Source organism: Pseudomonas sp. B14(2022) (assembly GCF_012030485.1).
Classification (GTDB): Bacteria; Pseudomonadota; Gammaproteobacteria; order Pseudomonadales; family Pseudomonadaceae; genus Aquipseudomonas.
The window spans coordinates 49,024-61,779 of the sequence record NZ_JAAUVM010000023.1; the positions used below are offsets into that span (position 1 = coordinate 49,024).

General features: G+C 59.9%; 17 protein-coding genes. 9 read left to right on the forward strand and 8 right to left on the reverse strand.

Annotated elements, in window-relative coordinates; all coding sequences use genetic code 11:
- The first annotated feature begins 20 nt into the window (after positions 1 to 20).
- From folE to HCF10_RS25710, 4 genes are read left to right on the forward strand one after another with little or no spacing between them, the layout of a single operon-like run.
- Positions 21 to 581 (forward strand): GTP cyclohydrolase I FolE, encoded by a 561-nt coding sequence (folE, locus tag HCF10_RS25695; RefSeq protein ID WP_024077360.1) that lies wholly within the window; start codon positions 21 to 23, stop codon positions 579 to 581.
- A 2-nt stretch (positions 582 to 583) separates the two neighbouring features.
- Positions 584 to 955 carry a dihydroneopterin triphosphate 2'-epimerase gene (gene folX / locus HCF10_RS25700; protein ID WP_003194073.1) on the forward strand — a complete coding sequence of 124 codons (372 nt, stop codon included), beginning with the start codon at positions 584 to 586 and terminating at the stop codon, positions 953 to 955.
- A 23-nt stretch (positions 956 to 978) separates the two neighbouring features.
- Entirely contained in the window at positions 979 to 1,275 is a 297-nt protein-coding gene (locus HCF10_RS25705; protein WP_027607644.1) for a DUF1244 domain-containing protein, read from the forward strand.
- Positions 1,268 to 1,609 (forward strand): HopJ type III effector protein, encoded by a 342-nt coding sequence (locus tag HCF10_RS25710; protein WP_145338511.1) that lies wholly within the window; start codon positions 1,268 to 1,270, stop codon positions 1,607 to 1,609. The genes HCF10_RS25705 and HCF10_RS25710 overlap by 8 nt, the downstream gene beginning before the upstream one ends.
- A gap of 60 nt (positions 1,610 to 1,669) precedes the next feature.
- On the opposite strand, the gene trxB is transcribed toward HCF10_RS25710, so the two are convergent.
- The gene (gene trxB, locus HCF10_RS25715) at positions 1,670 to 2,632 is read right to left on the reverse strand and encodes a thioredoxin-disulfide reductase (protein ID WP_003194076.1); all 963 of its coding nucleotides are present in this window, start codon (positions 2,630 to 2,632) and stop codon (positions 1,670 to 1,672) included.
- 294 nt (positions 2,633 to 2,926) lie between these two features.
- On the opposite strand from trxB, the gene cysZ reads away from it, so the two are divergent.
- Together cysZ and HCF10_RS25725 are read left to right on the forward strand one after the other, a co-directional pair.
- Positions 2,927 to 3,691, forward strand: coding sequence for a sulfate transporter CysZ (cysZ, locus tag HCF10_RS25720; RefSeq protein ID WP_131700249.1), 765 nt, complete (start codon positions 2,927 to 2,929; stop codon positions 3,689 to 3,691).
- Between the two features lie 54 nt (positions 3,692 to 3,745).
- Positions 3,746 to 4,948: a glycosyltransferase family 4 protein gene (locus HCF10_RS25725; protein ID WP_131700248.1), complete on the forward strand. Its 1,203-nt coding sequence runs from the start codon at positions 3,746 to 3,748 to the stop codon at positions 4,946 to 4,948.
- Here the strand turns inward: HCF10_RS25725 and HCF10_RS25730 are convergent.
- The 7 genes from HCF10_RS25730 to rplU form a co-directional block, all read right to left on the reverse strand.
- Entirely contained in the window at positions 4,917 to 6,020 is a 1,104-nt protein-coding gene (locus HCF10_RS25730) for an NADH:flavin oxidoreductase (RefSeq protein ID WP_167656682.1), read from the reverse strand. The genes HCF10_RS25725 and HCF10_RS25730 overlap by 32 nt on opposite strands.
- A gap of 195 nt (positions 6,021 to 6,215) precedes the next feature.
- Positions 6,216 to 6,698 carry a glutathione peroxidase gene (locus HCF10_RS25735; RefSeq protein ID WP_027607649.1) on the reverse strand — a complete coding sequence of 161 codons (483 nt, stop codon included), beginning with the start codon at positions 6,696 to 6,698 and terminating at the stop codon, positions 6,216 to 6,218.
- 101 nt (positions 6,699 to 6,799) lie between these two features.
- Positions 6,800 to 7,264 (reverse strand): CreA family protein, encoded by a 465-nt coding sequence (locus HCF10_RS25740; RefSeq protein ID WP_131700246.1) that lies wholly within the window; start codon positions 7,262 to 7,264, stop codon positions 6,800 to 6,802.
- Between the two features lie 16 nt (positions 7,265 to 7,280).
- Entirely contained in the window at positions 7,281 to 8,399 is a 1,119-nt protein-coding gene (gene proB, locus HCF10_RS25745; protein WP_026013771.1) for a glutamate 5-kinase, read from the reverse strand.
- 109 nt (positions 8,400 to 8,508) lie between these two features.
- Positions 8,509 to 9,732 carry an Obg family GTPase CgtA gene (gene cgtA / locus HCF10_RS25750; RefSeq protein ID WP_015885843.1) on the reverse strand — a complete coding sequence of 408 codons (1,224 nt, stop codon included), beginning with the start codon at positions 9,730 to 9,732 and terminating at the stop codon, positions 8,509 to 8,511.
- A 194-nt stretch (positions 9,733 to 9,926) separates the two neighbouring features.
- Positions 9,927 to 10,184, reverse strand: a complete 258-nt coding sequence (rpmA, locus tag HCF10_RS25755; RefSeq protein WP_003176049.1) for a 50S ribosomal protein L27 — start codon at positions 10,182 to 10,184, stop codon at positions 9,927 to 9,929.
- A 34-nt stretch (positions 10,185 to 10,218) separates the two neighbouring features.
- Positions 10,219 to 10,533, reverse strand: coding sequence for a 50S ribosomal protein L21 (gene rplU / locus HCF10_RS25760; RefSeq protein ID WP_003176051.1), 315 nt, complete (start codon positions 10,531 to 10,533; stop codon positions 10,219 to 10,221).
- Positions 10,534 to 10,772: 239 nt separating this feature from the next.
- On the opposite strand from rplU, the gene HCF10_RS25765 reads away from it, so the two are divergent.
- The 3 genes from HCF10_RS25765 to HCF10_RS25775 all read left to right on the forward strand — a co-directional run bounded on the left by HCF10_RS25765 (position 10,773) and on the right by HCF10_RS25775 (position 12,634).
- Positions 10,773 to 11,741 (forward strand): polyprenyl synthetase family protein, encoded by a 969-nt coding sequence (locus HCF10_RS25765; protein ID WP_053132020.1) that lies wholly within the window; start codon positions 10,773 to 10,775, stop codon positions 11,739 to 11,741.
- Positions 11,742 to 11,875: 134 nt separating this feature from the next.
- Positions 11,876 to 12,217: a zinc ribbon domain-containing protein YjdM gene (locus tag HCF10_RS25770; RefSeq protein WP_003230858.1), complete on the forward strand. Its 342-nt coding sequence runs from the start codon at positions 11,876 to 11,878 to the stop codon at positions 12,215 to 12,217.
- A gap of 159 nt (positions 12,218 to 12,376) precedes the next feature.
- Positions 12,377 to 12,634 carry a PA4570 family protein gene (locus HCF10_RS25775; protein WP_057724031.1) on the forward strand — a complete coding sequence of 86 codons (258 nt, stop codon included), beginning with the start codon at positions 12,377 to 12,379 and terminating at the stop codon, positions 12,632 to 12,634.
- Positions 12,635 to 12,756 lie beyond the last annotated feature (122 nt).

A 12,756-nucleotide genomic window follows, 5' to 3' on the forward strand; every position in this document is an offset into this window, starting at 1 on the left:
GCCGCTTGTGAGGATGTTGTATGACCTTATCCCTGCCCCACCATTACCGCGAGATCCTCAAGGGCCTGGGCGAAGACCCGGAACGAGAAGGCCTGCTCGACACCCCCAAGCGCGCCGCCAAGGCCATGCAGTACCTGTGTCATGGCTATGAGCAGAACCTCGAGGAAATCGTCAACGGCGCACTGTTCGCCTCCGACAATGACGAGATGGTGATCCTCAAGGACATCGAGCTGTATTCGCTGTGCGAGCATCACCTACTGCCCTTTATCGGCAAGGCTCACGTGGCCTATATTCCGACGGGCAAGGTGCTGGGCCTGTCGAAGCTGGCGCGCATCGTCGACATGTTCGCCCGGCGCCTGCAGATCCAGGAAAACCTCACCCGGCAAATCGCCGACGCCATCCAGGAAGTGACCCAGGCGGCCGGTGTGGCCGTGGTGATCGAAGCCAAGCACATGTGCATGATGATGCGCGGCGTGGAAAAACAGAATTCAACCATGAACACCTCGGTGATGCTCGGCGCGTTCCGCGAGTCGAACACCACGCGCATGGAGTTCCTGCAACTGATTGGACGGAGCAAGTAGCAATGCCACAACTTCAACCAGGCATGGCGCGCATCCGGGTCAAGGACCTGTGCCTGCGCACCTTCATCGGTATCAATGAGGACGAAATCCTCAACAAGCAGGATGTGCTGATCAACCTGACCATCCTGTATGCCGCCCAGGAAGCCGTGCGCGACAACGACATCGACCACGCGCTGAACTACCGCACCATCACCAAGGCCATCATCGCCCACGTGGAAGGCAACCGCTTTGCCTTGCTGGAGCGCCTGACCCAGGAACTGCTGGACCTGGTGATGAGCAACGAATCGGTGCTGTACGCCGAAGTCGAAGTGGATAAGCCCCATGCGCTGCGCTTTGCCGAGTCGGTGTCGATTACCCTGGCGGCCAGCCGCTAACCCCTGAATTGTCAGTGAGCCCTATGAACGATCAACAACGCCTCGAACTCGAAGCCGCCGCCTTCCGCCGGCTGGTAGCGCATCTGGACAGCCGCAAGGATGTGCAGAACATTGACCTGATGAACCTCGCCGGCTTCTGCCGCAACTGCCTGTCCAAGTGGTACAAGGCCGAGGCCGACGAGCGCCAGATCGAGCTGAGCCTCGATGACGCCCGCGAAGTGGTGTACGGCATGCCGTACGCCGAGTGGAAAGCCCAATACCAGCAAGAAGCCAGCGCCGAGCAACAGGCGGCGTTTGCCAAAGGAAAAACCCATGACTGATTTGAACACCCTGCGCGCCAGCCTCAACAGCGGCGCACATGTTTTTGCCGACACCCTGGCGTTTGTCGCTGCCGGTTACGATTATCAGCCGCAAGCCTTCACCAATGGCGATGTGGAAAACGCTGCCGGGCAAAACGAAGGTTCGTGCAAGACCCTGGGCTTGGCGTTGCTGGAAGGCTTGAGCGACCAGGAAGCGCTGCTGGCGTTTGGTGAGCACTACCGCTCGGTGGTGGCGACGCCTGAAGGCAGTGACCATGGCAATATTCGGGCGTTGATTGCCCATGGGTTGGCAGGTGTGACATTCACCGCCCAGCCACTGACCCGCAAATCCTGAGTCAGTTAAATTGCACGCATAAAAAACCGGCCTCGCAGCCGGTTTTTTTATTTCAACAATTTAGAAGGAAGCGTCCTTCAAACCGTCGAGGTAACGCTCGGCGTCCAGGGCCGCCATGCAACCGGCGCCGGCCGAAGTGATGGCCTGGCGGTAGACATGGTCGGCCACGTCGCCGGCAGCGAAGATGCCTTCGATGTTGGTCGCGGTAGCGTTGCCTTCACGGCCGCCTTGCACCACCAGGTAACCGTCTTTAGCTTCCAGCACGCCTTCGAACAACGAGGTGTTCGGGGTGTGACCGATGGCGATGAACACGCCGTCGACTTTCAGCTCGTCGAAGCTGCCGTCGTTGTTTTTCAGGCGAGCACCGGTCACGCCCATGTTATCGCCCAGGACTTCATCCAGGGTGGCGTTGAGCTTGAGGATGATCTTGCCCTCAGCCACACGGGCGTGGAGCTTGTCGATCAGGATCTTCTCGGCGCGGAAAGTCTCGCGGCGGTGAACCAGGGTCACGGTGCTGGCGATGTTGGCCAGGTACAGCGCCTCTTCCACGGCAGTGTTGCCACCACCGACCACGGCGACCGGCTTGTTGCGGTAGAAGAAACCGTCACAGGTGGCGCAAGCGGAAACGCCTTTGCCCATGAATGCTTCTTCCGAAGGCAGGCCCAGGTAACGGGCGCTGGCGCCAGTGGCGATGATCAGTGCGTCACAGGTGTAGACGCCGCTGTCGCCGGTCAGGCTGTAAGGCTTCTTGGAGAAGTCGACCTTGTTGATGTGATCAAACACAATCTCGGTTTCAAAGCGCTCGGCGTGCTCTTTCATACGCTCCATCAGCACCGGACCGGTCAGGCCGTGGACATCGCCCGGCCAGTTGTCGACTTCAGTGGTGGTGGTCAACTGACCGCCCGCCTGCATGCCGGTGATCAGCAGCGGCTTGAGGTTGGCTCGGGCAGCGTAGACGGCAGCGCTGTAACCGGCAGGGCCGGAACCGAGAATAATCACTCGCGAATGACGGGTATCAGACATGACTCACTCCTATCGACCGCCCGGACTACAAGACGGCTGGAATAAAAAAGGGACCACGAAGCACTTGGGGAAGGCTTTAACTCGCAGGCCCTGAAAAATAATGGGTGCAGCGTATCGAGGGGGGCAAGATTAAGGAAATACGGAATAACAATCCAGCTCATAGGTGGTCTCTATGCAGTCAGGCCGATTAATCGACGCCTTTGTTACCGTTGATGTCGTCACACCGACCACGCTTTCGCCTTGAAGGCAAAGCCGGTAAGGTCGGCGCGTTCGTCATCCTGCTCGGAGTTCTCCATGCCCGCCCCTGCCCTTTCCGGCCCGCAATACCTGCGCGAAGGCCTCAGACTGGTGCTAAGCCCCGGCCTGCGCCTGTTTGTGCTGCTGCCGCTGGCGATCAACCTGGTGCTGTTCGTCGGCTTGATCTATTTTGCCGGCCATCAGTTCAGCCTGTGGGTAGACCACTTGATGCCGACCCTGCCCGGCTGGCTGAGCTTTCTGAATTACCTGCTATGGCCGTTGTTTGTGGTGCTGGTGGTGCTGATGGTGTTTTTCACTTTCACCATGCTCGCCAATATCATCGCGGCACCGTTCAACGGCTTTCTCTCCGAGAAAGTGGAAGTGGTGGTACGTGGCACTGATGACTTCCCGGCATTCAGTTGGGGCGAGCTGATTGAAATGGTCCCGCGTACCCTGGCCCGGGAAATGCGCAAGCTGGGCTACTTCCTGCCACGGGCCATCGGCCTGTTTATCCTGTCGTTCATTCCGGTGGTCAACCTGATCGCCGCGCCGCTGTGGTTGCTGTTTGGCGTGTGGATGATGGCGATCCAATACATCGACTACCCGGCCGACAACCACAAGCTGGGCTGGAACGAAATGCTCGCCTGGCTGCGCCAGAAACGCTGGCAGAGCATGAGTTTCGGCGGCATCGTTTACCTGGTGCTGCTGGTGCCGGTGGTCAACCTGCTGATGATGCCGGCCGCAGTGGCCGGGGCGACGTTGTTCTGGGTGCGTGAACAGGGCGCTGAGGCGATGGCGACGTCGAAAGTGGTCAAGTCATAAATCCATCATCTGCATGACACAATGGCGACATGGCCCATAGCGACACTGTGGGTCATGACGACAGCTTCGCTTCACATCACCCTGATCACCGAAACCTTCCCGCCAGAGATCAACGGGGTGGCCAATACCCTTGGCCGCCTGTGCGAAGGTTTACGCGCGCGCGGCCATCAGGTCGAGCTGGTACGCCCGCGCCAGGGCGCCGACGAGAGCCGGCCCAGCGATGATGGTTTACTGCTCTGCCGTGGCTGGCCACTGCCGGGTTACCCAGGCCTGCAATGGGGCCAGTCGTCGATGCACAAGTTGCTGCGCCGCTGGACCCGCCAGCGCCCGGACGTGTTGTATATCGCCACTGAAGGGCCGCTGGGGCTGTCGGCGCTGCGGGCGGCGCGGCGTTTGGGCATCAGCGTGGTCAGCGGGTTTCATACCAATTTCCAGCAGTACTCCAACCAGTACGGCTTGAGCCTGTTGAGCCGCATGGTCACGCACTACCTGCGTTGGTTTCATAACCGCTCGAGCTTGACCCTGGTGCCCAGCGCCAGCCAGCGCCTGGAACTGGAGCGCAGGCATTTCGAGCGCCTGGGGATGCTGGCGCGCGGAGTGGATAGCCAACTGTTCCACCCGGCCAAGCGCGACAATGCCCTGCGCGAAAGCTGGGGCCTGGAAAACGACGATATTGCCGTACTGCACGTGGGGCGCCTGGCCCAGGAGAAAAACCTCGGGCTGCTCAAACGGTGCTTTGATGGGCTGCAGGCTACTTATCCACAGCGTCGGCTGAAGTTGATCATCGTCGGGGATGGTCCGCAGCGCCCGATACTGGAGCGCGACCTGCCCGAGGCGGTGTTCTGCGGCACCCAACGCGGTGAAGAACTGGCCAGGCATTACGCATCAGGGGACTTGTTCCTGTTCCCCAGCCTGACCGAAACCTTCGGCAATGTGGTGCTGGAGGCAATGGCCTCTGGCCTGGGCGTGGTGGCGTACGACCAGGCCGCCGCCACCCAGCATATTCGCCATGGCTACAACGGCGTGCTGGCGATGCCGGGAGATGAAAACGCATTTTGCGATGCTGCTACCTGGCTGCTGGAAGAGCGCGAGACCTTGCGCAGGGCCCGACTGAATGCTCGCCAGCATGCCAGTCGCCAGGGCTGGCCGGCGATTATCGAGCAATTCGAGCGCCAGTTACGCGGTGTGTGCGAGGACGGGCAACCGGTGCCCGTCCTGGCGCCGCTTACACCAGGGTCGTCAACGCCTCACGACTGAACGGCAGAATGTCGCCTTCGCGGCCGTCACGTACCTTCACCGCCCAGTCCGGGTCCACCAGCAGCGCACGGCCCACCGCCACCAGGTCGAACTCGTCGTTGTTCAGGCGCTCCAGCAGCTTTTCCAGACTGGCCGGCTGCGCGACCTTGTCGGTGTTGACCATGAACTGCAGGAACTCGCCATCCAGGCCGACGCTGCCCACAGTGATGGTCGGTTTACCGGTGAGCTGACGGGTCCAGCCCGCCAGGTTGAGGTCGGAACCTTCGAATTCCGGCTCCCAGAAACGACGGGTGGAGCAATGGAAAATATCCACACCCGCGTCAGACAGCGGCTTGAGAAATTCACCCAATGCTTCAGGGGTGTGTACCAGGCGCGCGGTGTAATCCTGCTGTTTCCACTGGGAGAAACGCAAGATGATCGGGAAGTCCGGGCCGACGGCTGCACGAGTAGCTTGGATCAGTTCGATGGCGAAGCGTGAGCGATTGGCCAGGCTGCCACCGTATTCGTCAGTGCGCTGGTTGCTGCCTTCCCAGAAGAACTGGTCAACCAGATAGCCATGGGCGCCATGGATTTCCACACCGTCCATGCCGATGCGCTGGGCATCCTTGGCGGCTTGGGCGAATGCGGCGATCACCTCCTTGATGTCCTGGGAGGTCATGCCGTGGACCACCACGTTGCCATCCTTGAGTTTTTCCATCGGGCCGTAGGCCGGCACACTGGCGTCAGGCTCGGTACCGATGCGGCGCACACTGCCCACGTGCCAGAGCTGCGGAACAATCTTGCCACCTTCGGCGTGCACGGCATCGACGACCTTCTTCCAGCCGGCCAGCGCCGCCTCGCCGTAGAAATGCGGGACATTCGGGTAGCCGTTGGAGGCCGGGTGACCGACCACGGTGCCTTCGGTGATGATCAGGCCCACGCCGGCAGCGGCTCGGCGGCGGTAGTACTCGATGACCTTGGAATTCGGCACGCCACCCGGGGAAAACGAACGGGTCATCGGCGCCATGACCACACGGGTCGACAGCTGCAGTGCACCGAGCTGGAACGGTTTGAACAAGGCTTGGACAGGCATGGGAGCACTCCACGGAAGACGAGGTTTATGATGTGGATAATATGGGGGAGTGCAGCGTGCTGAATAGCACTATTGATTTGGGTGATTAAGGGGTATGAAGGTAGCGTCTAGCTGCAAGTTTAAAGCTGCAAGAGGACCCTTTGTGCTTCTACTTGCAGCTTCAAGCTTAGAACTTGAAGCTGCACCGGCAGGTGTTCAACTCAGGGCTTTTTCGATGGCCTGGACGACCGTCGGATCATCCGGTGCAGTACGCGGCGAGAATCGCGCGAGGACCCGGCCATCCTTGCCCAGCAGGAATTTCTCGAAATTCCAGGTGATATCCCCAGGAAACTCCGCGCCCTCGCCCGCCAGCAAACGGTACAGCTGGTGACGCTCAGGACCGTTCACATCGAGTTTGCTGCCCAGGGGGAAGGTCACGCCGTAGTTCAGGCTGCAGAACTCGCGGATTTCTTCCTCGGTGCCCGGTTCCTGGCCTGCAAACTGGTTGCACGGCAGGCCAAGCACGGTAAATCCCTGGTCCTTGTACTGCTGATAAAGGTTTTCCAACGCCGCGTACTGCGGGGTCAAGCCACATTTGGAGGCGACATTGACCACCAGCACAACGTGCCCCTTGAAGGGCGCCAACGGCAGCTCTTGTCCGTCCAAAGCTTTGAGTTTCAGGTCGTGGAAAGCACTCATGACGAACTCCAGATTTTCCATGTACTTTGCGTTGCAGCGCTTCGAGATTACAACCCGCAAGCCTGCAATCATAGACGCCGATTGCAAAATCCGCCTGCGAATTACTGAGCGGTCGGCCACGGCAGAACAGGAATCGCCGTCACCGCATTCTGCGGGCTGCCTTCGATCAAGCGGTCGCTGTAGACCAGGTACACCAGGGTATTGCGCTTCTTGTCGAGGAAGCGCACCACCTGCATGGTCTTGAACACCAGCGAGGTGCGCTCCTTGAACACTTCGTCGCCGTCCTTGAGTTCGCCCTTGAAGCGGATCGGGCCGACCTGGCGGCAAGCGATAGATGCTTCAGCACGGTCTTCGGCCAGGCCCAGGCCGCCTTTCACGCCGCCGGTCTTGGCGCGCGACAAATAGCAGGTCACGCCGTCGACCTTGGGGTCATCGAACGCTTCGACCACAATCCGGTCGTTGGGGCCGACAAACTTGAACACCGTCGACACCTGGCCAATTTCTTCGGCCGAAGCCAGCAGCGGCATGGCCAGCAGCAGGCCGAGCAATCCCTTCATCACGCGCATCGTGTATTCCCTTTGTTTAGACCAGGATCAGGTTATCGCGGTGAACCAGTTCCGGTTCTGCCATGTAACCCAATAGTCCGACAATCGCGTCAGACGATTGTCCAATGATTTTCTGCGCTTCCAGGGCACTGTAGTTGGCCAGGCCGCGGGCGATCTCACGACCGTCGGGCGCTACGCACACAACCATCTCGCCACGGCGAAAGCTGCCCTGCACCAACTTGACGCCCACCGGCAGCAGGCTCTTGTTGCCTTGAGACAACGCCGACACCGCGCCATCGTCGAGCACCAGGGTGCCACGGGTTTGCAGGTGCCCGGCCAGCCATTGCTTGCGCGCCGCGAGCATGCCGCGCTCGGGCGACAGCAACGTACCGATGCGCTCACCGGCCTTGAGGCGATCCAGCACACGCTCCAGGCGCCCACCGACGATGATGGTGTGAGCCCCGGAACGTGCGGCCAAGCGTGCTGCGCGCAGCTTGGTCTGCATGCCGCCACGGCCCAGGGCACCGCCAACGCTGCCGGCCACGGCGTCGAGCGCCGGGTCATCGGCGCGCGCTTCGTAGATCAGTTGGGCATCGGGGTTATTGCGTGGGTCGGCGTCGAACATGCCGTCGCGGTCGGTGAGGATCACCAGCAGGTCGGCCTCCACCAGGTTGGCCACCAGCGCGGCCAGGGTGTCGTTGTCGCCGAAACGAATTTCGTCGGTGACCACGGTGTCATTCTCGTTGATCACCGGGATAACCTTGAGCTCCACCAGCGCACGCAAAGTACTGCGGGCGTTTAGGTAGCGCTTACGGTCGGACAGGTCATCGTGGGTCAGCAGGATCTGCGCCGTATGACGGCCGTGCTCTGCAAAGCTGGACTCCCAGGCTTGCACCAGGCCCATCTGACCGATGGCGGCGGCGGCTTGCAGTTCGTGCATCGCGCTGGGTCGCGCGGTCCAACCGAGGCGGCTCATCCCGGCGGCAACCGCCCCGGACGACACCAGCACCAACTCCACGCCCGCCTCATGCAAGGCCACCATCTGCTCGACCCAGACGCTCATGGCTGCGCGATCCAGGCCTTTGCCGTCTGCCGTCAGCAGCGCACTTCCGATCTTTACGACCCAGCGCTGCGCACCTGTCACTTTGCTCCGCATCATCTTCAACCTTAGATTGAGGGCCACGCGACCCAGCGCCGCCCATAACGTTATACCCGGATACCAAAACGCCGCTCCAGGGAGCGGCGTTCAAGTTTATCGCAACGGATCAGTCGCGCACGTAAATGATTTCCGGACCGTCTTCATCATCCACGTCTTCTTCGTCCCAATCATCGTCGCCGATGTCATGGACCGACTTCACGCCGCTGCGGCGCAGGGCACGCTGGTCGTCTAGGGCTTGCAGCTGGGCACGGGCTTCGTCTTCGATCTGCTGGTCGAGTTCGGCGAGTTCGGCCTTGAATACCGGGTCGGCCGCCAGGCGGTCGGCGCGGTCTTCCAGGTAGCGCATGATGTCGCGGGTCAGGCGCTCGGTGCCTTCTTTGGCGATGGCCGAGATCACGTAGACAGGACCCGTCCATTCCAGGCGATCGACGATTTCCTTGACGCGCTCCTCGTGCTCTTCCTCGAGGATCTGGTCGCACTTGTTCAGCACCAACCAGCGATCACGCTCGGCCAGGGCCGGGCTGAACTTGGTCAGCTCGCTGACGATCACTTCGGCGGCGTCCGGTGCACTGGTGTCATCCAATGGCGCCATGTCGACGAGGTGCAGCAGCAAACGGGTACGGGACAAATGCTTGAGGAAGCGAATCCCCAGGCCTGCGCCGTCGGAAGCGCCTTCGATCAGGCCGGGAATGTCGGCGATCACGAAGCTTTTCCAGCGGTCGACGCTGACCACGCCCAGGTTTGGCACCAGGGTGGTGAACGGGTAGTCGGCGACTTTCGGCTTGGCGGCCGATACCGAGCGGATGAAGGTACTCTTGCCGGCGTTCGGCAGGCCCAGCAGGCCCACGTCAGCCAATACTTTCATTTCCAGCTTCAGGTCGCGCTGCTCGCCCGGCTTGCCCGGCGTGGTCTGGCGCGGCGCACGGTTGGTACTGGACTTGAATCGGGTGTTACCCAGACCGTGCCAGCCGCCCTGCACAACCATCAGCTTCTGGCCGGCCTTGGTCAGGTCGCCGATCACTTCCTGGGTCGCGGAGTCGATGATCGTGGTGCCGACCGGTACACGCAGTACCAGGTCTTCGCCTTTTTTACCGGTGCAGTCGGTGCTGCCGCCGTTGGAGCCACGCTCGGCATCGAAGTGCCGGGTGTAACGGTAGTCGACCAGGGTGTTGAGGTTTTCGTCGGCCATCATGTAGATGGAACCGCCGTCACCGCCGTCACCGCCGTTGGGGCCACCGTTTTCGATGAATTTTTCGCGACGGAAACTCATGCAACCGTTACCGCCGTCGCCTGCTTTTACTCGGATGGAAACTTCATCAACGAACTTCATAACAAAACGCCTCTCGCCGCACGGACGAGCTTAAGAAACCAAGACATAAGACTCTTGCAAAAATGAGCGCAGCGACCTCAATCAACAGCCGCAAATCCAGCTGCTCGAGCCCATTACAAACAGCTTTGCAAGAGACTCACTCCACAAACGAAAAAGCCCCGTCGCAAGACAGGGCTTTTCCAGCGATCGCGCAATTAAGCGGCGACAACGCTCACGTAACGGCGGTTGAACGCGCCTTTTACTTCAAACTTGATCACGCCTTCGATTTTCGCGAAGAGGGTGTGATCTTTACCCATGCCAACACCGTAACCGGCGTGGAATTGGGTGCCGCGCTGACGCACGATGATGTTGCCCGGAATGATTTTCTGGCCGCCATACATCTTCACGCCAAGGCGTTTGGCTTCTGAGTCGCGACCGTTACGGGTACTACCACCAGCTTTTTTGTGTGCCATGAGTCAATTCTCCTAGTGAGGAATTAGGCTGAAATTAAGCCTGAATACCGGTGATTTTGATCTCGGTGTACCACTGGCGGTGGCCCATACGCTTCATGTGGTGCTTACGACGACGGAACTTGATGATGCGGACTTTATCGTGACGACCTTGGGAGATCACTTCAGCCACAACGGTAGCGCCAGCAACAACTGGAGCGCCGATGTTCACGTCATCGCCATTGGCGACCAACAGAACGCGATCAAAGGTAACGGATTCGCCGGTAGCGATTTCCAGTTTTTCGATCTTCAGGTATTCACCTGGGGCGACCTTGTATTGCTTGCCACCAGTAACAATTACTGCGTACGACATGGTATTTCTCCGATAATCCTGCTCACCCAGCGCTTTATAAGAAGAGGTATTGGCTGGCATGGCTGCATGGGATGGACGTCCCGAATGCAATTGCGTAAGGCAGGTGCTGCCCAGGAAGTTCAGGGTGCGCGATTGTACGCAAGGTAAATGGGTGTTGCAAGTGGCTGTCTATCGCGCCTTGACACTACGGGGTCAGGGTCCTAGCATGCCGCGCAACCCTTCTGGAGCGACTGTCGCTGATGCAACCCCAAGCTTTCTACCGCGCGGTCGCGGACGATTTTAGCGCCGTCGACGGCATCATCAAGCAGCAGCTGACGTCTAAGGTGCCGCTGGTCTCAAAAATTGGCGACTACATTACGTCGGCAGGCGGTAAACGCCTGCGTCCTTTATTAGTGCTGCTGTGTGGCAAGGCCCTGGGCCGCGAAGGCGATGACCTGCGCCTGCTGGCTGCCACCATCGAATTCCTGCACACCGCCACCCTGCTGCATGACGACGTGGTCGACATGTCCGGCATGCGCCGTGGCCGCGAGACCGCCAATGCGATGTGGGGCAATGCCCCGAGCGTGCTGGTCGGCGACTTCCTGTACTCGCGCTCGTTCGAAATGATGGTCGAGCTGGGCTCGATGCCGGTGATGAAGATTCTTTCCCAGGCCACGCGCATCATCGCTGAAGGCGAAGTGCTGCAGCTGTCCAAGGTCCGCGACGCCAGCACCACCGAAGAAACCTATATGGAAGTGATTCGCGGTAAGACCGCGATGCTCTTCGAAGCCTCCACACACAGTGCCGCCGCGCTCTGTGGCGCGACCGCCGAACAGGCCGAAGCCCTGCGTACCTTTGGCGACCATCTGGGCGTGGCGTTCCAACTGGTGGACGACCTGCTCGACTACCGCGGCGATGCAGAGACCCTGGGCAAGAACGTCGGTGACGACCTGGCCGAAGGCAAACCGACCTTGCCGCTGATCTACACCATGCGCGAAGGCACGCCGGAACAGGCGGCCCTGGTGCGCAAGGCGATCCAGAAAGGCGGGATCGAGGACCTGGAAAGCATCCGTGAGGCTGTGGAAGCCTCGGGCTCGCTGGACTACACCGCGCAACTGGCACGTGACTACGTGGCCCGTGCGATCAAGTGCCTGGAAGCCCTTCCGGCCAGCGAGTACCGGGATGCCTTGGTTGAGCTGAGTGAATTTGCGGTCGCGCGGACGCACTAGGTCCTACCTGCAAACGCATACCCATGTGGGATGGGGGCTTGCCCCCCCCACATTCGGATTTGATAAAACCTGCAAGACCACAATTCCCTATATAATGTGCGACTTTTAGCCATCCTGACCGTTAAGGAGCTTTAGTGAGCACGTTGCCACCCTGCCCGAAATGCAATTCCGAATACACCTACGAAGACGGCGCCCAGCTGATCTGCCCGGAATGCGCCCATGAGTGGTCCGCCAATGGCGAGGCCGAAGTGGCCGGCGATGAAACCGTGAAGAAAGACTCTGTGGGCAACGTCCTGCAGGACGGCGACACCATCACCGTGATCAAAGACCTCAAGGTCAAGGGTACGTCCTTGGTCGTGAAGGTCGGCACCAAGGTCAAGAACATCCGCCTGTGCGACGGCGACCACGATATCGATTGCAAGATCGACGGTATCGGCCCGATGAAACTCAAGTCCGAATTCGTGCGCAAAGTCTGAACCTGCTGCATCCATCCCGCGCCCGCGCGGGATGGCGTTTTGCCCTCCCCGTTGACCCCTCTCAATATCCACACAGAAAAACCAGGAAACTGCCAATAGGCACTTGCTATTCTACGAATAAGAATTATTCTCATTGAAACCCATCAAGGAGATGCAACCATGACTTATTTGATAGATGCCTGGCTCGACCGCCCACACCCTTACCTACGCATCCTCCATCGGGAAACCGGTGAAGTCTGTGCTGTGCTGGAAGAAGAAGCGTTGAATGAGCTGCAGGACCAGGGCGACCTGGACGTCAACGGCCTGAGTTCGAGTGAACCTGGAGTACTGAAGGAGGTTGTGCGCAATCTGTTTCTGTTCTGCTATGCCCGAGCGTTGCGCCCGGCCACGGAGCTCAGTGGCAAGTTCCATCCATGAGAAAACCAGCAAAACACTGTAGGAGCGAGCTTGCTCGCGAAGACCGCATAAACAACGCGCTCATCCAGGATGCCCGCGTCATCGTTGACGTTTTTCGCGAGCAAGCTCGCTCCTACAGGTAA

What these genes read in the sequence shown, in the direction of transcription:
- HCF10_RS25725 (WP_131700248.1), top strand. Translation starts at nt 3,746, where the DNA reads ATGACGACAGCTTCGCTTCACATCACCCTGATCACCGAAACCTTCCCG.
- HCF10_RS25735 (WP_027607649.1), bottom strand. Translation starts at nt 6,698, where the DNA reads ATGAGTGCTTTCCACGACCTGAAACTCAAAGCTTTGGACGGACAAGAG.
- trxB (WP_003194076.1), bottom strand. Translation starts at nt 2,632, where the DNA reads ATGTCTGATACCCGTCATTCGCGAGTGATTATTCTCGGTTCCGGCCCT.
- proB (WP_026013771.1), bottom strand. Translation starts at nt 8,399, where the DNA reads ATGCGGAGCAAAGTGACAGGTGCGCAGCGCTGGGTCGTAAAGATCGGA.
- folX (WP_003194073.1), top strand. Translation starts at nt 584, where the DNA reads ATGCCACAACTTCAACCAGGCATGGCGCGCATCCGGGTCAAGGACCTG.
- cysZ (WP_131700249.1), top strand. Translation starts at nt 2,927, where the DNA reads ATGCCCGCCCCTGCCCTTTCCGGCCCGCAATACCTGCGCGAAGGCCTC.
- HCF10_RS25740 (WP_131700246.1), bottom strand. Translation starts at nt 7,264, where the DNA reads ATGCGCGTGATGAAGGGATTGCTCGGCCTGCTGCTGGCCATGCCGCTG.
- rpmA (WP_003176049.1), bottom strand. Translation starts at nt 10,184, where the DNA reads ATGGCACACAAAAAAGCTGGTGGTAGTACCCGTAACGGTCGCGACTCA.
- HCF10_RS25775 (WP_057724031.1), top strand. Translation starts at nt 12,377, where the DNA reads ATGACTTATTTGATAGATGCCTGGCTCGACCGCCCACACCCTTACCTA.
- folE (WP_024077360.1), top strand. Translation starts at nt 21, where the DNA reads ATGACCTTATCCCTGCCCCACCATTACCGCGAGATCCTCAAGGGCCTG.
- rplU (WP_003176051.1), bottom strand. Translation starts at nt 10,533, where the DNA reads ATGTCGTACGCAGTAATTGTTACTGGTGGCAAGCAATACAAGGTCGCC.
- cgtA (WP_015885843.1), bottom strand. Translation starts at nt 9,732, where the DNA reads ATGAAGTTCGTTGATGAAGTTTCCATCCGAGTAAAAGCAGGCGACGGC.
- HCF10_RS25705 (WP_027607644.1), top strand. Translation starts at nt 979, where the DNA reads ATGAACGATCAACAACGCCTCGAACTCGAAGCCGCCGCCTTCCGCCGG.
- HCF10_RS25710 (WP_145338511.1), top strand. Translation starts at nt 1,268, where the DNA reads ATGACTGATTTGAACACCCTGCGCGCCAGCCTCAACAGCGGCGCACAT.
- HCF10_RS25730 (WP_167656682.1), bottom strand. Translation starts at nt 6,020, where the DNA reads ATGCCTGTCCAAGCCTTGTTCAAACCGTTCCAGCTCGGTGCACTGCAG.
- HCF10_RS25765 (WP_053132020.1), top strand. Translation starts at nt 10,773, where the DNA reads ATGCAACCCCAAGCTTTCTACCGCGCGGTCGCGGACGATTTTAGCGCC.